The sequence below is a fragment of the Paenibacillus sp. ALE2 genome, assembly GCF_054113385.1.
Genome location: NZ_CM134213.1, coordinates 2,961,078 through 2,981,277 on the forward strand (window position 1 = coordinate 2,961,078; position 20,200 = coordinate 2,981,277).

A 20,200-nucleotide genomic window follows, 5' to 3' on the forward strand; every position below is an offset into this window, starting at 1 on the left:
GGGATACGATGCAGCCGTATTATTTTGACAATCAAGGACGTTTTGTGATTGAAAATTTTGCGCATGCCAAGCCCTTTTCCAGTTTCTTGCCCGGCATTGCTGGTGTTCAGGGGATTCCCCTGTGGGCGTATTATGTTAATCGTGGACAAGGAATTGCGAGCTTTGGTGTGGAGGATAAAAATGGAGCGATTATGGAATTTTTTCCGGCTAACCGCAGCTATAGCCTCGTACCGATCCATGGCTTCCGTACCTTTTTAAAGGTAAAAAGGCAGGATGAGTGGAGCTATATGGAGCCGTTTTCGGCTGTGCGTCCTTTAGAGCATGAGCAACAAAAAATGTTAATATCCCGCCATATGCTGGAAATTAATAGCTCTCATCCAGATATAGGGCTGGAGGTGCGTGTGCAATATTTTACGCTTCCTCATGAAAGCTACGCTGCTTTGGTGCGCAAGGTTGAGATTGTCAATCATTCCGATCAAGAACTTGAGCTGGAGGTGCTGGACGGCATGCCGGCTGTGCTGCCCTTCGGTATTGACAATACGGCTTACAAGGAGCTTGGATATACACTGAAAAGCTGGATGGATGTGTATAACCTCAATAACAGCATACCTTACTATAAGGTACGTGGAAGTACAGCGGATACAAGTGAGGTCCATCAGATTGAGGCGGGACATTTTATGTATAGCTTTGTGGAGCAGGATGGCAAGGCCAGACTAGTACGTCCCATTGTCGATCCATCCATTATATTTGGTGAAAATACGTCCCTGACCTTCCCTGACTGCTTTATCCATACACGTGTCGAAGACCTGATTTCACAGCAGCCAGTGACGACGAATAAAGTGCCTTGTGGGTTTAGCGGTTATGCGGCACGATTGGCGGCAGGTACAACTGTAAATCATTGTTCGGTCATCGGGCATGTGAATGATATTCAATTGATCAATAAACGGATTACAGAAATTGCAACGATGTCTTATATCGATCAAAAGGCGAAGGAAGCTAGAACGTTAGTTGAAGAGTTGACGGATGGAATGGCCACGCAGACATCCATTCCGTTGTTTGACGAATACTGTCGTCAGAGCTATCTGGATAATCTGTTACGTGGTGGTTATCCATTATTGCTGGACAACGGCACGGAGCAACCCTTTGTGTATCATGTATTTTCGCGCAAGCATGGGGATCTGGAACGAGACTATAATTTTTTCAAGCTTCAGGCGGGGTATTATTCTCAAGGAAATGGTAATTTCCGCGATGCGAACCAGAATCGGAGAAATGATGTGTGGTTTAACCCGGACGTCGGAGATTTTAATATTCGTTTGTTTATGAGCCTGATTCAGCCGGACGGCTATAACCCGCTTGTTGTAAAAGGCTGTAGCTTTCAAATACGAGAGCTCGAACCGTTGCTGGAACAGGTGGAAGTGGCGGCCCATTCGTCTTTGTGTACTTTTTTTCAATCATCATTTACCCCGGGCGAGCTGATTCAGCACATCATTCATGACAATATTGGACTAAAGCAAACGGTAGAGACATTTGTGACCGAAGCCCTCAAGCATTCCGAGCAATGCTATGAGGCTGATTTTGGTGAAGGCTTCTGGATCGACCATTGGACTTATAATATGGATCTAATCGAAAGCTATTTAAGTATCTTTCCAGACAAACAAGAAGAACTCCTGCTCTCGACAAGAGAGTACATGTATTACGACAGTCCGGCATGGGTACAGCCGCGTCAAAACAAATACGTGCAGATGAAGGATGGACGTATTCGTCAGTACGGAGCGGTTGTAGAAAGCAAGGAGAAGAAAGCTCAACTTCACATGCGGAGTCGTGATGTTCACTGGGTTCGAACCGGACGAGGCAACGGAGAGATTTACAAGTCCAATTTGTACGAGAAGCTGCTGTCCTTGGCTGCCATCAAGCTGTCTACATTAGATCCAGAAGGCTTGGGAATTGAGATGGAGGCGGGGAAACCAGGATGGAATGATTCCATGAACGGACTTCCGGGGCTGTTTGCTTCGGGCTTTAGTGAGCTATGCGAGTTACAGCGACTCGTAAGATTTTTAATACATGCACAGATGAAGCTTTCGGCAGACTTTGTGCTGAGACTACCGCTAGAGGTCGCCAGGTTGATCCAAGAATTAGGGCTCGCAGTTGAAGAGTACTACCACGATTTTAATGATGCGGAGCCTGGGAATGGTAGTGCCGATCATGGCTTCTGGTCACGGATTTCGGATGCTAGAGAAGCATATCGCGAAACGGTTCGTTTTGGATTTGAAGGGACCGAAGCAGCATTATCCTTTGATGATGTGCTGGTGTTTTTGCAGCGGGCTGAACGTAAGATTCAAGAGGGGATGGATAAGGCTCTGCGTATAGGAAAGGGGATATACCCAACCTTCTTTTATTATGAAGCCAAAGAATTCGAGGTACAGGAGGATGAGAACGGGGGGGTGTTTGTAAATATACATTCCTTTAAACGCAAGGATATACCGTTCTTCCTAGAAGGGCCAACCCGGGCTATGAAAGTAACTGGCGACATTATAAATGGGCGCAAGCTGTATCGACTTATCAGACAGAGCGAGCTTTACGACAAAAAGCTGGGTATGTATAAGGTGAATGAGAGTCTGGCGGGACAGCCGTTTGAACTTGGTCGTTCCAGAGCTTTCACGCCAGGGTGGCTGGAAAATGAATCGATATTTATGCATATGGAATATAAATATTTACTTGAGTGTTTAAAGGTGGGTCTATACACTGAATTTTTTGCAGACATCCAAAAAGCGCTACCCCCTTTTATGGACGCTGCGATCTATGGAAGAAGTACGCTGGAAAACAGTTCCTTTATTGCTAGCAGTGCTAATCCTGATGCAAGTTTGCATGGAACGGGATATATTGCGAGGCTGAGTGGATCAACGGCAGAATTTATTCATATGTGGCTATGGATGATGACAGGCGGGCAGCCATTTGGCTATGATTCTAGGGGGCTTACCTTGAAGCTGGAGCCCAAGTTGCCAGGCTGGCTGTTCACAGCTACAGGTGAGTTAACCTTCTGCTTTCTCGGAAGCTGCCAGGTGACGTATTATAATACAAGTCGCATGGATACTTACGCGCCGGACTGCATAGTGAAACAGTATATACTGCATTATAGCAATGAGGAACAGAAGACAATAAACCAGGCTGTATTAGACCCAAAAGAGGCGCAGGATGTGAGAGACCGGCTGGTTTCTCGTATCGAGGTGCATCTGGAGAGATCGCTTTAATTCATTTAAGCCGTCATGCTGCCAAACGGAGCATGACGGCTTTTAAAACTTTAGACTCTTGTATTAGTGCGAATTATGCGGAAATATCTTGCAAATCCAATATAACAGGGCAGTGGTCACTGCCTGTAATATGGCAATCAATACTCGCATCTATTAAAAGCGGACGAAGCCGCTCCGAGACGAGGAAGTAATCAATCCGCCAGCCGATATTCCGTTCTCTCACCTTTGGCATATAGGACCACCAGGAATAAACATCCGTTCGATCAGGATAAAAATATCTGAAGGTGTCTATAAATCCAGCGTTGAGCAGCTGTGACATGCGGTCTCGTTCCTCGGGCGTGAAGCCAGCATTTCCGTAGTTGGCTTTGGCATTTTTGAGATCGATCTCCTGATGAGCCACGTTCAAGTCTCCGCAAATGATGACAGGCTTCAGAGTGTCTAGTTGTTGCAGATAGTTGCGAAAACGGTCTTCCCATTCGAGCCTGTATGGCAATCGGGATAAATCCCGTTTGGTATTCGGTGTGTACACATTGACAAGATAAAATTTTTCAAATTCCAGCGTAAGGGTTCGACCCTCCGGTTCTTCATTTTCTTCGAGTCCATAATGCACAGAGAGCGGCTTGATTTTGGTGAAAATAGCTGTGCCAGAATACCCTTTTTTCTCAGCATAATTCCAGTATTGCATGTATTCCTCCATGTTCTCCATGAGGATTTGTCCTTCTTGAAGCTTCGTTTCCTGTACGCAAAAAATATCGGCATTCGTTTCTTTTAGATAAGTATAGAATCCTTTGGTTACACAGGCTCTTAAGCCATTTACATTCCAAGATATTAATTTCATTTGATTAAACTCCTTACTACTCCACGCAGTCAAGCGGTGTAATGGGTATATCCTCGATTAAAAGGCTGTCCCAGACAAGCGCTCGAACAGCGCTACGGAAACAGCCTTTTCTACATTAATAGGTTGTAATACGATGCTGGGCTCCAACGTTCACGGTGGGTCCTATTTCGCTGGAAAATAAAAAAAGCTTCCTAAATAGGAAGCTTCGGCTATACGTCCCAGGAGGGATTCGAACCCCCGACCGACGGCTTAGAAGGCCGTTGCTCTATCCAGCTGAGCTACTGGGACATAAAATTCAAGCGAATATTAATATATCATATGGATGAAAAAGATTCAAGTCTTATTTTACATATATCGCTTATTCGGGCTCTACACCACATAAATTCAGACTACACATCGTTTTTTTTGCCTTATAAAAGGGTATGTTAGAATACAGGTGAATATGTTGAAGACGAGTGGTTGAACTTCGGCTGCTGTTTCTCATATAATCTACAAATACTTAGCTTGCGGAGGAGAGGGGGTGCCTTGAAAATAAAGGACTCCAAGGTGACGACAAAAGAAAATAATATCGTATTGTTTCCGAAGACACTGGACTACTATCAAATTCAACTTACGGTGATGCTTGAAAACGAACGTTACGGAGAGGCGATGGCGATGCTGCGCTTTTTGATGCAGTGTCAGGGACAGGAGCAGAAACAATACGATGAATGGAACGCTCTATCACAATGGTTGGAAGCTGCATTTCCACAGTATGCTGACAGCGGAGCGGTAACGGACAGTGTGGAAGAAGACGAAGTCAGTGAAGTTGAGTTGGCTCGCCGTCATGCACGTTTTAAGCAGGAACAGGATGCAGGCTACGGTAACAAGCTTTTGCAGATGGCTATGGATCAACCGTTATCCGAACAGACGATTCTAGCTTTGGAACAGCTATCCTACTTGGAACTGCCGGAGATCGACGATGCTTTGCTTCGCTGGATTACTGAACGGGAAATCCATCCTCTTCTCCAATTCCGTGTTCTACAGACATTGAGACGCCGCGGAATGGAAGGAACGATAGAAATCAGACGGGGTGATGAACAGACGGAAATCGATATTGAAACGGTTCCGTTACAGCCTGATGAGTTTCCAGAGGCGATTATGCGTATTTTGGAACGGGTAGCCGACCAGACTGAAGTGCATGAGCCCACACTATTCTATTTTGCACAGGAGCTGTGGTCACAGTTTGTGATGGCCGTGTACGGTACTAAAGATTATAGATCAATGTTGATAGAGGAGGACGGAATGCCGGATATTTGGGCAGCAGCACTCCATCAGACCGTTTCGGAAAGTTTGAACGGGAACAACAATGAAGAAGAAACCCGCGCTATATATGGCATTACAGATGCACTGCGCTTCCGTTTTGAGCAAGCATATCGGTCGATGCGATTATTCGTAGCGGCGGGAATGAACACTCCTTAATGACCGGAAACGTTTACCTGTTAAAGCATTCAAGGGCTGCTCTTGAAAAAGACAGTAATGTTAGATATACTATAGTGGTTATTTTGTGTGCGTTGATTGTAATGAAAACTAAGTGAAGATTTTGTTGGAGGGGAAAGCATAAAATGAAAGCAACTTGGGAGAAAATAGAGAAGAACCTTGGGGTTCTTGAAGTTGAGGTAGACGCGGATCGTGTAGCCGCTGCACTCGACAAAGCTTTTAATAAAGTGGTTAAACAAGTAAGCGTACCAGGATTCCGTAAAGGTAAAGTGCCACGTCCTATCTTTGAAAAACGTTATGGCATTGAAAGTCTGTACCAGGATGCAATTGACTTCCTGTTGCCAGAAGCATACAGCCAAGCTGTAGAGCAAACAGACATCTTCCCAGTAGATAGCCCAGATGTTGAAATTGATCAATTTGCTAAAGGCGAAACTTTCAAATTCAAAGCAAAAGTTACTGTTAAACCTGAAGTAACTTTGGGCGATTACAAAGGCGTAGAAGTGCCTGTAAGCAAAATCGAAGTAAGCGACGAAGAATTGGCTCAAGAGCTGGAGCGCCTGCAACAACGTCATGCTGAATTGGTTGTCGTTGATGAAGATGCTGCTCAATCCGGCGATACAGCTATCATTGACTTCGACGGTTCCGTAGACGGTGTACAGTTCGAAGGTGGACAAGCTGAGAAGTATTCTCTGGAACTGGGTTCCAATACCTTCATCCCAGGCTTTGAAGATCAAGTGATTGGTTTGCACACTGGTGATTCCAAGGACGTTGAAGTAACGTTCCCTGAGAACTACCATTCTGCTGACCTCGCTGGTAAACAAGCTGTATTTAAAGTGAAAGTTCATGAACTGAAACGCAAAGTTCTTCCTGAATTGGACGATGAATTTGCTAAAGATGTAAGTGAATTTGACACACTTGCTGAATTCAAGGAAGACTTGAAAAAGCAATTGCTGGAACGCAAAGAAAACGAAGCTAAAGCAGCTCGTGAGGGCGCTGTAGTGGAGAAAGTTGCTGAAAATGCAACAATCGACATTCCTGAGGCAATGGTTAAGAGTGAAGTGCAAAACATGGTTCGCGATTTCGACAACCGTCTGCGCAGCCAAGGCATGAATCTTGAAATGTTCCTCGGCTTCTCCGGTCAAAGCAAAGAAGACCTGGAAGAGCAAATGAAAGCTGATGCTGAGAAGCGCGTACGCAACAACCTCGTGCTGGAGCAAGTGGCTAAAGCAGAAAACATCGAAGTTTCCGAAGCGGAAATTAATGAAGAGCTGCAAAACATGGCTGATGCTTACAAACGTTCTGTAGAAGAGATCCGCAGCATTCTGGAAAGTAACGGCTCGTTCGCTAACTTGAAAGAAGAGATCTCACTGCGCAAAACAATCGCTTTGCTGGTTGAAAACAGCAAAAAAGTTGAAGCGCCAGCTGCAGCTGCTGAGTAATTTAAACGATAAAATATACGGTGTATGCTGTAACAGGCTGCAACGTAGTAATTAGATAAGGATAAGGCACGTAGTGAAAGTTACGTGCCTTATTTTTACCTTAGACAATCCAAATTTTAGTCGTTTATGGAAACGCTGTGAATGGTGTTTTCTGTTTTACATAAGTCACTACCGTACATTTGCACATACATACGAAACATGGTTAAATATGAGAAGGTCTCGGCAGGACGTCTGTAAATAGCCTGCATTTTATATATGAGCACAGGCAAATATGACACGAGACTCTGAACATGTTAAAATATTTTGTAAGGTGTTCACGTTTCATGATTGCCGCTTCCGTTTTAATGGGACTTAAGGAAGCGGATGAATACAGGTGTTCATTTTAATAAAGAAAAGAGGTTGGTCGTGATGAGTCTCGTCCCTATGGTTGTGGAACAAACGAATCGAGGAGAACGATCTTACGATATTTACTCGCGGTTGCTTAAGGATCGCATCATTTTCCTAAGTGGCCCGATTGATGACGATGTCGCCAATCTCGTCATTGCACAGCTATTGTTCCTTTCTGCGGAAGACCCGGAGAAGGACATTAATTTGTACATTAACTCGCCAGGCGGTTCTGTTACTGCAGGCATGGGTATATATGATACAATGCAATTCATTAAGCCGGATGTATCGACGATTTGTGTAGGTATGGCTGCTAGTATGGGCTCTTTATTGCTCACAGCTGGTGCACCAGGCAAGAGATATGCACTTACCAATAGTGAAGTTATGATTCACCAGCCGCTCGGCGGCATTCAGGGGCAAGCCTCCGACATGCTGATTCATGCGGACTGGATTATCAAAACACGTGCCAAGCTGAATCAAATCTATGTGGAGCGTACAGGTCAGCCCCTCGAAAAAATCGAACGTGATACTGACCGGGATTTCTTCATGGAAGCGGAAGAGGCGAAAGCATACGGTATCATTGACCAGGTGCTGTCTAAACCGATTAATCTGTAAAGGGGTGGCTCTATGTTTAAATTTAATGATGAAAAAGGACAATTAAAATGTTCTTTCTGCGGTAAATCTCAGGATCAGGTTCGCAAGCTTGTTGCCGGACCGGGCGTATATATATGTGACGAATGCATCGAGTTGTGCACGGAAATTGTGGAGGAAGAATTGGGTCATGAAGAAGAAGTAGATCTAAAAGACATTCCAAAACCAATGCAAATCCGTGAAATTCTGGACCAATATGTTATTGGTCAGGATCAAGCGAAAAAATCATTGTCTGTTGCGGTATATAATCACTACAAACGTATTAATACACAAAACAAAATTGATGATGTGGAATTGCAAAAAAGTAACATTCTGATGCTTGGACCTACAGGTTCGGGTAAAACGTTACTTGCGCAAACCATGGCTAAAATTTTGAACGTCCCATTTGCAATCGCAGATGCCACTTCCCTTACGGAAGCTGGTTATGTGGGTGAAGACGTTGAAAACATTTTGCTGAAACTGATTCAAGCTGCCGATTATGATGTAGAAAAAGCCGAGCGCGGCATTATCTATATTGACGAAATTGATAAAGTAGCCCGCAAATCCGAAAACCCGTCCATTACGCGTGACGTATCGGGTGAAGGTGTACAGCAAGCGTTGCTTAAAATTTTGGAAGGCACAGTTGCTTCTGTACCTCCGCAAGGTGGTCGTAAGCATCCACATCAAGAATTCATTCAAATTGATACCACGAATATCCTGTTCATTTGCGGTGGTGCCTTTGATGGTCTGGAGCAAATGATCAAACGTCGTATCGGTAAGAAGGTCATCGGCTTTAACGCGACTAGTGAACAAAAAGATCTGAAACCAGGCGAATATACCTCCATGGTATTGCCAGAGGATCTGCTGAAATTCGGTCTGATTCCGGAATTCGTAGGACGTTTGCCAGTTATTTCTACGCTGGAGCCGCTTGATGAGAAGACATTGGTTCGTATTTTGTCTGAACCAAAAAATGCCTTGACCAAGCAATATCAGAAGATGCTGGAACTGGACAATGTGCAGCTGGAATTTAAGCAAGATGCTCTGGAAGCCATTGCTCGTGAGGCGATCAAGCGTAACACGGGTGCCCGTGGCCTTCGTGCAATCATCGAAGGTATTATGCTCGACGTTATGTACGAAGTTCCTTCCCGTGATGATGTGACGACTTGCGTCATCAACGAGCAGGTAGTAAAAGATAAAATCGCACCGGAACTCGGTGGTACAGATAAGGATAAAAAACAAGAAGAGAGCGCCTAAGGATTGATACTTCGCGATCTCTACAATATGAGAAGCCAGATCTCCACTTCACTAAACCCGTATGAGGTTTTATGGGGTGGAGGTTTGGCGTTAATGGGAGAGAAAAGTACATGTTCTTAAGACAAGACACACGTCCCGTTAAAGTCGGGAATCTGACGATTGGCGGCAGCAATGAAGTCATCATCCAAAGCATGTGTACAACCAAAACGGCAGATGTGGAAGCTACAGTAGCTGAGATTCTTCGCTTGGAAGAAGCCGGATGTCAGATAGTGCGGGTTACCGTCAACAATGAGGAAGCTGCCGCAGCTATTAAGGAAATTAAGAAGCGGATTCATATTCCGCTGGTTGCAGATATTCACTTTAATCACAAGCTGGCTCTACTGGCGATTGAAAATGGGATTGACAAGGTTCGTATTAACCCAGGCAACATTGGACGACGTGAAAAAGTGGAAGCAGTCGTTAAGGCGTGTAAAGAAAAAGGGATTCCGATTCGGATTGGTGTGAACGCCGGATCATTGGAACAGCATTTACTGGATAAGTATGGCTACCCGACGCCAGAAGCGATGGTAGAAAGTGCACTGTACCATATCGGGATACTCGAAGAGCTTGATTTCCATGATATTATCGTATCACTGAAGGCTTCTGACGTTCCAATGGCGATTGCGGCTTACACGAAGGCAGCTGAAATTATTAAGTATCCCCTCCATTTGGGCATCACCGAAGCCGGTACACTCTTTACTGGAACGGTTAAAAGCGCAGCGGGTATGGGAGCACTGTTGGCAGCTGGTATCGGGTCCACCATGCGTATCTCACTAAGTGCCGATCCGGTCGAAGAAGTGAAGGTAGCACGGGAGTTGCTCAAAACGTTTGGGTTGATCACGAATGCAGCTACATTGATTTCTTGTCCGACTTGCGGGCGTCTGGATATTGATCTGTTCTCTATTGCGAACGAAGTAGAGGATTACATTGCAAAACTCAAGGTGCCGATTAAAGTATCCGTACTGGGGTGTGCAGTTAACGGTCCGGGTGAAGCGAAGGAAGCTGATATCGGAATTGCCGGAGCACGTGGAGAAGGTCTATTGTTCCGTTATGGAAAGATGATTCGCAAAGTCCCTGAGGCTGAAATGGTTGACGAATTGAAAAAAGAAATTGATATCATCGTCAAGGCTTATGAGGAAACAGGTAAAATACCGGGACGTGAAGAGCGTCACACTGCCGAGAAGGTGTAGGCAAAAGCGGTTATTTTAAAACAGGTATAATCATAAACTATGGTCATTGTATAAGCGCCGTGGAGAGCAGCTCTGCTACAGAACTGTTTTTCGCGGCGTTTTTGTATTTCTCTCTGATCTTTTGAAAGACAGCCGTTTAGCTCTCGTGGAAAAGGAAATACTGTCTTTCATAGAACAGCATTTTCAAATTGCTGAGATGAGAAACGGAGGAAATACGATGGACTTGACTATGATATTGTTATTGGTGCAAATGTTTTTCGGGATTGTCATTGGTCTGTATTTCTGGAATCTTCTGCGGAGCCAGAAAACGAACCGTAGTGCGGTGGATCGGGAATCTAGGAAGGAATTGGATAAGTTGCGCAAATTGCGCTCTATTTCACTTACTAAGCCGCTGGCTGAACGCACGCGACCTGCCACGTTACAGGATATCGTCGGTCAGAAGGACGGTCTGCGAGCGCTCAAAGCGGCGTTATGCAGTGCAAATCCGCAGCATGTCATTATTTATGGCCCTCCTGGTGTAGGGAAAACGGCTGCAGCACGTGTGGTGCTGGAAGAGGCTAAGAAGAATCAGTCCTCCCCGTTCAAGGGGGATGCTAAATTCACGGAGATTGATGCCACAACGGCCCGTTTTGACGAACGTGGTATTGCGGACCCGTTAATTGGTTCAGTACATGATCCAATCTATCAAGGGGCAGGAGCGATGGGTGTAGCGGGTATCCCTCAACCTAAACCCGGAGCTGTAACGAAGGCTCATGGAGGGATGCTGTTCATTGATGAGATTGGCGAGCTGCATCCAACGCAGATGAATAAGCTGTTGAAAGTGCTGGAGGATCGAAAGGTATTTTTGGAAAGTGCATATTACAATTCAGAAGACTCGCATACGCCTGCTTACATTCACGATATTTTCCAAAATGGTTTGCCTGCGGATTTCCGTTTGGTAGGTGCGACGACCCGTTCGCCGCATGAGCTGCCACCTGCTATTCGATCCCGGTGTATGGAAATTTATTTCCGTGCCCTGCAACCTCAGGAGATTGCTCGTATTGCTGAAGATGCTGTACACAAGTTGGGCTTTGGTCCTTGTCCAGAGGCAGTTGAGGTTGTACAGCGTTATGCGACCAACGGCCGGGAGGCAGTCAATATGATCCAGCTTGCTGCTGGTTTGGCGCTTACCGAGAAAAGGGAACGACTCGATGCTTCGGATGTAGAATGGGTAGCGGGTAGCAGCCAAATTCAACCTCGTCCTGATCGAAAAATACCGGGCTTGCCGCAAATCGGATTCGTTAACGGATTAGCTGTATACGGTCCGAACATGGGCATGCTGCTGGAAATTGAGGTTACTGCGGTTCCGGTTCCTGAAGGAAAGGGAAGCTATAATATTACGGGTGTTGTGGATGAAGAAGAGATCGGAGGTAACTCCCGTACACTGCGTCGTAAGAGCATGGCTAAAGGCTCTGTGGAAAATGTTCTGACTGTTTTGCGTACGCTCGGTTTGTCCCCGTCCAATTACGATCTGCATATCAATTTTCCCGGGGGGACGCCAGTAGATGGTCCGTCGGCAGGGATTGCGATGGCAACAGCTATTGCCTCCGCGATGCGGGGAATTCCGGTGGATCATGAGATTGCCATGACTGGCGAGATTAGCATCCATGGTCGAGTCAAGCCGATTGGCGGCGTATTAGCCAAGGTCGAAGCTGCTTTTCAGGCTGGTGCCAAAAAAGTGATCATTCCGCAGGATAACTGGCAAGCTCTATTTGACAGCATTGAGGGACTAAAAGTCATCCCTGTACAGTCGGTTACCGAAGTGTTTCGTCATGTGTTTGGAGAAGAGATGACCACGGATGCGCCTGTACATGCGCCAATTGAGACTTTTCGCCCATCTCAATCCTCCTTGTTACAGGCGGATGGAACACATAATGGGACGATTTCAGATACGGGATCTTGCTAATGAACTAGTCTTTCATTGGTTTTTTTATAAAACATTTGATAAAATATGAAAGATAGCAACGTGAGGATTGTAAAATCCGGAACCTGAGAATCACTGGAGGTGCGAAAGCGATGGGACCCACCAAGACAAAAGGTCGTCGTTTTCCTTTGCTGCCTTTAAGAGGACTTCTGGTTTACCCGAGCATGGTTCTGCATCTCGATGTGGGCCGGGAAAAATCGGTCAAGGCTTTGGAAAAAGCGATGGTTGAAGACAATTTGATTCTCCTGTGTTCTCAATCAGAAGTTAATATTGAAGAACCCACACAAGAGGATATTTTTCGAGTCGGCACGGTAGCCAAAGTACGCCAAATGCTCAAGCTTCCCAACGGAACCATTCGAGTATTGGTGGAAGGGCTGGAACGCGCTGAGATTATTCAATATACGGACAATGAAGAATATTATGAGGTAATGGCTAAGGAACTGCACGAGGCAGAAAACGTACAGCCTGAAACGGATGCGCTTATGCGCACTGTATTAACTCAGTTCGAGCATTATATCAATTTGTCCAAAAAGGTAACACCGGAGACTCTCGCTGCGGTATCTGATATTGAGGAGCCAGGGCGACTGGCTGATGTAATCACAAGCCATTTGACGCTCAAAATTAAGGAAAAGCAGGATATATTGGAGACGATCGACGTAACTCAGCGTCTGGAGAAGCTCCTAGATATTTTGAACAATGAACGTGAAGTGCTGGAGCTGGAACGTAAAATCAACCAGCGTGTGAAAAAGCAGATGGAAAAGACGCAGAAGGAGTATTATCTGCGTGAACAAATGAAGGCGATTCAGAAGGAACTTGGTGAGAAGGAAGGTCGCGCAGGAGAAGTTGAAGAACTACGCAACCAGCTAAGTGAACGAGAGTTGCCTGTTCCGGTGAAAGAGAAGGTCGAAAAGGAAATTGACCGTCTGGAAAAAATGCCAGCAAGCTCTGCCGAGGGTGGTGTCATCCGCAATTACGTCGATTGGCTGTTAAGCTTGCCGTGGAACAAGTTCACCGATGATGATCTTGATATCGTCAAAGCAGAAGAAATACTCGATAACGACCACTATGGGCTGGATAAGCCCAAGGAGCGGGTGTTGGAGTATTTGGCCGTGCGCAAACTGGTGAAAACTATTAAGGGACCCATTCTGTGTCTCGTAGGTCCGCCAGGGGTCGGCAAGACCTCACTGGCTCGCTCGATTGCCAAATCCATGGGCCGGGAATTTGTCCGCATCTCTCTCGGTGGTGTGCGCGATGAAGCAGAAATCCGTGGTCACCGCCGGACCTATGTTGGCGCGATGCCGGGGCGGATTATTCAGGGAATGAAGACCGCAGGAACATCTAATCCAGTCTTTTTGCTGGATGAGATTGATAAAATGGCCTCCGATTTCCGAGGCGATCCATCGGCGGCGTTGCTCGAAGTGCTTGATCCTGAGCAAAACAACACGTTCAGTGACCATTTTGTTGAGTTGCCGTTTGATCTGTCCAACGTGATGTTTGTTACGACAGCCAATGCTGCACATAATATCCCGCGTCCGCTGATGGATCGTATGGAGACGCTCTATATTCCCGGCTACACCGAACTGGAGAAGCTGGAAATCGCCAATCGATATCTATTGCCTAAGCAGAAGAGAGAGCATGGCTTGGGAGAGGAACAATTGGTTATTGGGGAGGATACGCTGCTGCGTGTCATTCGTGAATATACCCGTGAATCCGGTGTGCGGAATCTTGAACAGCAAATGGCTTCTCTGTGTCGCAAGGCGGCGAAGTCAGTTGTTTCCGGTGGTGAAGGACCGATTCAAATCACACCGGATAATTTGAAAGATTATTTGGGTATCGCCAAATTCCGTTACGGTGTAGCAGAACTGGAGGATCAGATCGGTACGGTTACAGGCTTGGCATGGACCGAGGTCGGTGGTGAAACACTGATGATTGAAGTGACGGTCGTGCCTGGTAGCGGGAAACTGATTCTTACGGGTAAACTGGGAGACGTTATGAAAGAATCCGCGCAGGCGGCATTCAGCTACACTCGTTCCAAGGCAGTCGATCTGGGCATTGAACTGGACTTCTATGAGAAAAATGATATCCACATTCATATTCCTGAGGGAGCGATACCAAAGGATGGCCCATCTGCCGGAATTACGATTGCTACCGCATTAATTTCCGCTTTAACCAACCGTCATGTATCCAAGGATGTAGCGATGACGGGCGAAATTACCTTGCGCGGTCGCGTATTGCCGATTGGCGGTTTGAAAGAAAAGTCGCTGGCTGCCCATCGGGCAGGCTACAAAAAAATTCTGCTTCCCAAAGATAATGAACGGGATTTGAAGGATATTCCCGACAGTATCCGGCAGGATGTTGAATTTGTCCCCGTTGCCCATATGGATCAGGTGTTAAAGCATGCTTTGGTTGAGCAGGCAAGGGTACATTAGAGAGGAATTAAAGACACAATGAAAGTAACAAAAGCAGAATTTATAATCAGTGCGGTTGGCCCGGATCAGTTTCCTGTGGACGCTTTGCCAGAGATTGCTCTGGCGGGGCGCTCCAATGTTGGAAAATCATCACTGATTAATCGGATGATTAACCGTAAAAATTTGGCGCGTACCAGTTCTACGCCAGGTAAAACCCAGCAACTCAATTATTACCGGATTAATGATGAGCTCTATTTTGTGGATTTTCCCGGTTACGGTTATGCTAAGGTATCCAAAACGTCTCGCAAGGCTTGGGGGCAGATGATTGAGTCTTATTTGCTGGAACGTGAGCCGCTTAAACTGGTGCTTCAAATGGTAGATTTGCGCCACCCACCGTCCAAGGATGATATCATGATGTACGACTGGTTGCGTCATAATGGGCTTCCGGTCTGTGTTGTAGGCACAAAAGCAGATAAAATCCCTAAAACACGGCGAGAAAAGCACTATAAGGTAATCAAGCAGGAACTCGGAATACTTCCCGGGGGTTTGTTTATCCCCTTTTCATCCGAAGAAGGCATGGGCAAGGAAGAGCTGTGGTCGGTCATCTCCAGCTATATCGAGAATGACGACGAAGAGCAGACGGAATTGTAAGGTTAGGGGCGTCCTGAAGGACGCCTTTTTTTCGTGATGTTGGATTAAAAACATTAAACTTATTAAATGGGTAGGAATAATATATAATAAACAAAGTAAATCGTGGGATTTAAGCATAAAAGTGAGCATATGGTGGATAATGCAGCTGCGACTCCGTTATTTTCCGTTTATTTCCGATGAATGCCGGATATTTATGATTTGATGCGCAAGAAAGCGCTGCGGGTCTGATGTATAATAAAGCATAAAGCTTACACTACAGGTTTGAGGAAAGAATTGAGGAGATTGGTATGGCACAGCGGTTAGCCACAGAGTATGTAAAAACCACTTTGACTTTGTCAGAAACCCAAATGGACGAATTTTTACAGGCAGTGAATGATCCTCAGGTGCATTACCGCATTAAAGTTCTGGATAACGGAAGACAGGAAATCGTTCTGGAGCATATTGCAGGTGAGGAAGTTCATTTATTTTTTGAAGCTAAAGAGGGAGCGTTTGTCTGTGAATTAACTTGCCGCTTAGTTCATCCACAGCTAACCCTGTTTATACGCCAACTATTTGTTCGTTTTAAGGGTGAAGGTATTGTTTACCGCATGTATCAAGGATTCACTATGGTGTATTTTTATAATGAAGGTGCGGTTCGAAAAATTATGGAAAAGAATGCAGAAGGCTCCAGGCTGGTGTTTGAATATAGAAATACAGTGCAAGAGCTGCAACAGCTTTTTCAACATCAGAACGTCGAAAAGGAAATAGCAGATGTATACAATCTCATTAATTCGTTACTTGATGAGCGGAATCTGGCGCGTACTTTCTCTGAGCTGGAACAGATTGACCACAAGCTTCGGATGAGTTGCTCCAAATTATTTGCCCTGGAAGCTTAAGAGGCTGAATATATGGAATGAATTGTTATACGGTGTAGTCCCTTTCTTTACCGAAAGGGGCTTTTTTATTCCAAAAAAATGATTGCATTTGCTGCACATAGATGTTATTTTTAATCTCGTTGAAAATGAATATAGGAACCAGGATTCACTCAGGACATTGAATGTTGCGAGAGGTTATCCCTCGGGAAGTGAATGACGTAGGTCCTAGCGGATGAAATTTTTTTCAAACATTTTATTCCTAGGAAGGGGGAACCGAAAGATGGAATTGGAATACTCAACTTTCGGAAGACACGTTGCCGTAGATACTTGGGGTGTTGAGTTTGAATTACTGAATGATGCGCAGTTTCTGGAGGCTCAATTAGTTGAAGCTGCTGAAGCTTGCGGAGCAACGGTGATGTCCGTTCAATCCAAGCAATTCGAACCACAGGGAGCTACCGTGCTTGTACTGTTGTCGGAGAGTCATCTCTCTATTCATACGTATCCTGAGAGAGGGTTTGCCGCTATTGATTGTTATACTTGCGGTGAGACTGTTGATCCGCAGTTAGCTATTGATTACCTGGTATCCGTTCTAAAACCGAAAAAAACATATGCGAAGAAGCTGATTCGCGGCTTGGGAGAACTTCAGGTGGAATCCCCGGAGTGCAAGCTGGCTGAGTTGGTGTAAATCTCCTTTATGGAGCCGTGTGCGTCCTATATCATAACCATGGAACATTTCCATGGTTATTTGTTTTAAAAGTGGTTTACACTAAACTAAATATACAGAACGTGCTGGATGTTTATGAAAGCCATCCAATTTTCATAAACAATTCATAAAACAGCCGAAGGAGATTCGGACTTCTGTGATATAATTAACATAGTTTATGATAACAGTGAGTATTCTTATTACAGTTTAGGCAGGTGAATTTTACAATGCACATCGTCGTTGTTGGGTTGAATTATCGTACGGCGCCTGTGGAAGTCAGAGAACGGTTTACATTTGCAGAACAGGATTTGCCAAAAGCGCTGGAACAACTCAAACTTACCAAAAGTGTGTTGGAGGGCGTAGTTGTCGCAACCTGCAATCGGACTGAAATATATGTTGTGGTTGACCGCCTTCACATGTGCGGTTATTTTATACGCAGTTTTATGGAACAATGGTTTGGTATTCCTCGTGATCAGTTTACACAACATTTATATATATATGAGGACGAGCAGGCAATTCGACATTTGTTCCGCGTGACTTGTGGTCTGGATTCTATGGTCATCGGAGAAACACAAATTTTGGGACAGGTAAAGAATGCTTTTCTTCAGGCTCAATCTCAGAAAATTACAGCAACGTGGTTTAATATGTTGTTTAAGCAGGCCGTCACATTGGGCAAGCGTGCCCATTCGGAGACGTCTATTGGAGAAAGCGCCGTATCTGTTAGCTATGCAGCCGTTGAGTTGGGCAAACGGATTTTCGGGATGTTTACGGATAAAAAGGTACTGATTCTCGGTGCTGGTAAAATGAGTGAGCTTACCGTTAAGCATTTGTACAGCGGCGGAGCTGCCGAGGTTATTGTAGCAAATCGAACTTTGTCCCGCGCCGAGGATCTGGCCTCCAAGTTTAACGGAACGCCAGTTACGATGGAGGAAGGCATGAATCGGTTGGCGGATGTGGATATTGTGATTAGCTCGACTGGTGCTCAGGGGTATATTCTGGATCGCAATCGTGTCGAAGCCAGTATGAAACGTCGTCAGTCTCGTCCTTTGTTTATGATTGATATCGCGGTTCCACGCGATTTGGACCCGGCTATTGGCGAATTGCAGAATGTTTTCCTATATGACATTGATGATCTGGAAGGGATCGTGGAGAGCAATCTGGAAATGCGTCGTACTGAAGCTGCAAAAATCGAGCATATGATTGAAGATGAGCTTAGTGAGTTTTATCAATGGTTGAAAACGATGGGAGTGCGTCCGGTGATTCGTGCATTACAGGAAAAATCGGAGTCCATACATCAGGATACGCTGGAAAGCTTGTATAACAAGCTTCCCGAGCTGGATGAACGGCAGCGTAAAGTGATAAGCCGTTTGACGAAGAGTATGCTGAATCAGATGATGCATGATCCGATCAATCGGGTTAAGGAACTGGCTGTCCAAAAGCAGGGAAATGAGGCGCTAGACATGTTTAGCCACATTTTTGCTCTGGAGGATCGTTTGGAGGACGCCGCTCAGAAAGTAGATAAAAGCGATGCATCTGCGTTAATAAAACCGGAGGCTGGTGTTCATGGAAAAACCGGTCAGGCTCAGGCTTTGCCAGCGTCGTTTGCGCCGGCCAGCCTGTAAAGGTGGGTGAACAGACGTGGCCTCAGGCATGCTTATATATGATTCAATGATTTATGTTTTTGCCCTGAGCCTTCTGTTTGTATTTTCGGATGGAATTCGTCGCAATGCGAATGCTAAACGGACAGGTACAGGGCTTCTTATTGTCGTTGTAATGCTCCAGCTTGTTTTTATGGGAATGCGAACCTGGAATGAAGGGCATCTTCCTATTTTTGTGACCTACGACTTTCTGTTTCTGTTCTCATTTATCCTGGTACTGATTTCTTTGATTCTGTCACGTTATCAGCGATCGGAATTTGCGGTGTTGCTGCTTAATATCATTAGTTTTGCTGTTCTTGTGCTCAACAATATATGGATGGAGCCGATCGACAACCCGCTTGGAAATTGGCATACCGTACATGGGCTGCTTCTGATTCATATTGCGCTGGCTAATCTTGGCTTTGTCGCGATGACGGTAGCGGCTGTATTTTCGGGGTTGTATCTGTTTTTGCATCGTAAATTGAAAGTCAAGAAATGGAATGACACGATCAAGCGCCTGCCGAGTCTGGAAATGATGGATCGGTATACACATATGGCACTTTTAATTGGTACTCCTTTGCTGGGAGTTTCTATTGTTGTGGCTGTTATTTCTATTATTGCCGAGGAACGCTGGCGTCTTTTGCTAGATACCAAAGTGCTGATGACAGCGATTGCCTTATGCGTGTATATTGTATTTTTAGTGAGCAAAAGATTGAACCAGCGTTCTGGCCTGGTCATGGCAAAGTGGTCTTTGGTTGGCTACACGCTACTCATTCTTAATTTTTTGCTGAATTCCTGGTCTGTATTTCATCAGTGGACGGGGGAGTGAAAAGCCACTTGCAGCATTTTGTCCCGATTTCGTTGAATTGTAACAATAAGCTCTGTTGTGTTGTAGGCGGCGGCAGGATTGCGGAACGAAAGGTTAAGGGGTTGATGGAAAGTGGGGCATCCATTACCGTCATTAGCCCGAATATAACGCCGGATTTGCAGATCCTGGCCGATCACAAGCAGCTCCACTGGGTAAATCGCGTATATCGCGAGGGTGACCTCCAGGGAGCCTTTCTTGTATATGCCGCTACGAACCAGAGAGAAGTGAATAATAAGGTTGCGCATGAGGCCAGACAAAGGGGTATACTGGTAAATGTGGCGGATCGCTCGGAAGAGGGAGATTTTATAACGCCGGGCATCATCCGACGAGGGAGACTGACGATTAGTATTTCCACCGAAGGGGCAGGCCCCGCTGTGACCGCTGATATTACATCAGCCCTGGATACGTTGTTCGGTAGCGAATACGAGCCTTATCTGGATTTCATGCACGATATGCGACAAGTCATCAAACGCAAGATAAGTTCCCCACAGCAAAGGGCCAAACTATTAAGACGCTTGGCGAGTAGCGGAATTTTGGAACAGATACGACGTCATGAATTTATGGCTTGGACCGAAAAAGAAATAGATCTATGGATTGCGCAAAATCAGGAGGAATAAC

15 protein-coding genes and 1 tRNA gene are annotated in these 20,200 nt (G+C 45.5%); 14 read left to right on the top strand and 2 right to left on the bottom strand.

Annotation, left to right across the window (positions count from 1 at the left end):
* Positions 1 to 8: 8 nt before the first annotated feature.
* The gene (locus tag ACXHJ1_RS12950; protein WP_457904734.1) at positions 9 to 3,248 is read left to right on the top strand and encodes a cellobiose phosphorylase; all 3,240 of its coding nucleotides are present in this window, start codon (positions 9 to 11) and stop codon (positions 3,246 to 3,248) included.
* A 73-nt stretch (positions 3,249 to 3,321) separates the two neighbouring features.
* On the opposite strand, the gene ACXHJ1_RS12955 is transcribed toward ACXHJ1_RS12950, so the two are convergent.
* The gene (locus ACXHJ1_RS12955) at positions 3,322 to 4,086 is read right to left on the bottom strand and encodes an exodeoxyribonuclease III (protein WP_016818629.1); all 765 of its coding nucleotides are present in this window, start codon (positions 4,084 to 4,086) and stop codon (positions 3,322 to 3,324) included.
* A gap of 214 nt (positions 4,087 to 4,300) precedes the next feature.
* Positions 4,301 to 4,374: transfer RNA gene (locus ACXHJ1_RS12960), tRNA-Arg, on the bottom strand.
* 237 nt (positions 4,375 to 4,611) lie between these two features.
* On the opposite strand from ACXHJ1_RS12960, the gene ACXHJ1_RS12965 reads away from it, so the two are divergent.
* The 13 genes from ACXHJ1_RS12965 to ACXHJ1_RS13025 all read left to right on the top strand — a co-directional run bounded on the left by ACXHJ1_RS12965 (position 4,612) and on the right by ACXHJ1_RS13025 (position 20,199).
* On the top strand, positions 4,612 to 5,544 hold the full coding sequence (locus tag ACXHJ1_RS12965) for a hypothetical protein (RefSeq protein ID WP_107734851.1): 933 nt from the start codon (positions 4,612 to 4,614) through the stop codon (positions 5,542 to 5,544).
* 143 nt (positions 5,545 to 5,687) lie between these two features.
* Positions 5,688 to 7,001, top strand: a complete 1,314-nt coding sequence (gene tig, locus ACXHJ1_RS12970; protein ID WP_107734850.1) for a trigger factor — start codon at positions 5,688 to 5,690, stop codon at positions 6,999 to 7,001.
* A 408-nt stretch (positions 7,002 to 7,409) separates the two neighbouring features.
* Positions 7,410 to 8,000 carry an ATP-dependent Clp endopeptidase proteolytic subunit ClpP gene (gene clpP / locus ACXHJ1_RS12975; protein WP_016324659.1) on the top strand — a complete coding sequence of 197 codons (591 nt, stop codon included), beginning with the start codon at positions 7,410 to 7,412 and terminating at the stop codon, positions 7,998 to 8,000.
* 12 nt (positions 8,001 to 8,012) lie between these two features.
* A complete protein-coding gene (gene clpX, locus ACXHJ1_RS12980) occupies positions 8,013 to 9,269 on the top strand; it encodes an ATP-dependent protease ATP-binding subunit ClpX (RefSeq protein WP_013372695.1) in 1,257 nt (418 codons plus the stop codon).
* A gap of 110 nt (positions 9,270 to 9,379) precedes the next feature.
* A complete protein-coding gene (ispG, locus tag ACXHJ1_RS12985; RefSeq protein ID WP_017427410.1) occupies positions 9,380 to 10,498 on the top strand; it encodes a flavodoxin-dependent (E)-4-hydroxy-3-methylbut-2-enyl-diphosphate synthase in 1,119 nt (372 codons plus the stop codon).
* 217 nt (positions 10,499 to 10,715) lie between these two features.
* Positions 10,716 to 12,443: an ATP-dependent protease LonB gene (gene lonB, locus ACXHJ1_RS12990; RefSeq protein WP_016324658.1), complete on the top strand. Its 1,728-nt coding sequence runs from the start codon at positions 10,716 to 10,718 to the stop codon at positions 12,441 to 12,443.
* A gap of 110 nt (positions 12,444 to 12,553) precedes the next feature.
* Positions 12,554 to 14,890, top strand: a complete 2,337-nt coding sequence (gene lon, locus ACXHJ1_RS12995; RefSeq protein WP_016818409.1) for an endopeptidase La — start codon at positions 12,554 to 12,556, stop codon at positions 14,888 to 14,890.
* An 18-nt stretch (positions 14,891 to 14,908) separates the two neighbouring features.
* Positions 14,909 to 15,520, top strand: coding sequence for a ribosome biogenesis GTP-binding protein YihA/YsxC (yihA, locus tag ACXHJ1_RS13000; RefSeq protein WP_013372691.1), 612 nt, complete (start codon positions 14,909 to 14,911; stop codon positions 15,518 to 15,520).
* Positions 15,521 to 15,807: 287 nt separating this feature from the next.
* A complete protein-coding gene (locus ACXHJ1_RS13005; RefSeq protein WP_025365655.1) occupies positions 15,808 to 16,395 on the top strand; it encodes a hypothetical protein in 588 nt (195 codons plus the stop codon).
* A gap of 265 nt (positions 16,396 to 16,660) precedes the next feature.
* A complete protein-coding gene (gene speD, locus ACXHJ1_RS13010) occupies positions 16,661 to 17,059 on the top strand; it encodes an adenosylmethionine decarboxylase (protein WP_025365654.1) in 399 nt (132 codons plus the stop codon).
* 245 nt (positions 17,060 to 17,304) lie between these two features.
* Positions 17,305 to 18,699: a glutamyl-tRNA reductase gene (gene hemA, locus ACXHJ1_RS13015; protein WP_016818411.1), complete on the top strand. Its 1,395-nt coding sequence runs from the start codon at positions 17,305 to 17,307 to the stop codon at positions 18,697 to 18,699.
* A gap of 16 nt (positions 18,700 to 18,715) precedes the next feature.
* Positions 18,716 to 19,543, top strand: coding sequence for a cytochrome c biogenesis protein CcsA (gene ccsA, locus ACXHJ1_RS13020; protein ID WP_016818412.1), 828 nt, complete (start codon positions 18,716 to 18,718; stop codon positions 19,541 to 19,543).
* Between the two features lie 8 nt (positions 19,544 to 19,551).
* Entirely contained in the window at positions 19,552 to 20,199 is a 648-nt protein-coding gene (locus ACXHJ1_RS13025; protein ID WP_107734849.1) for a precorrin-2 dehydrogenase/sirohydrochlorin ferrochelatase family protein, read from the top strand.
* The last annotated feature ends 1 nt before the right edge of the window (position 20,200 follow it).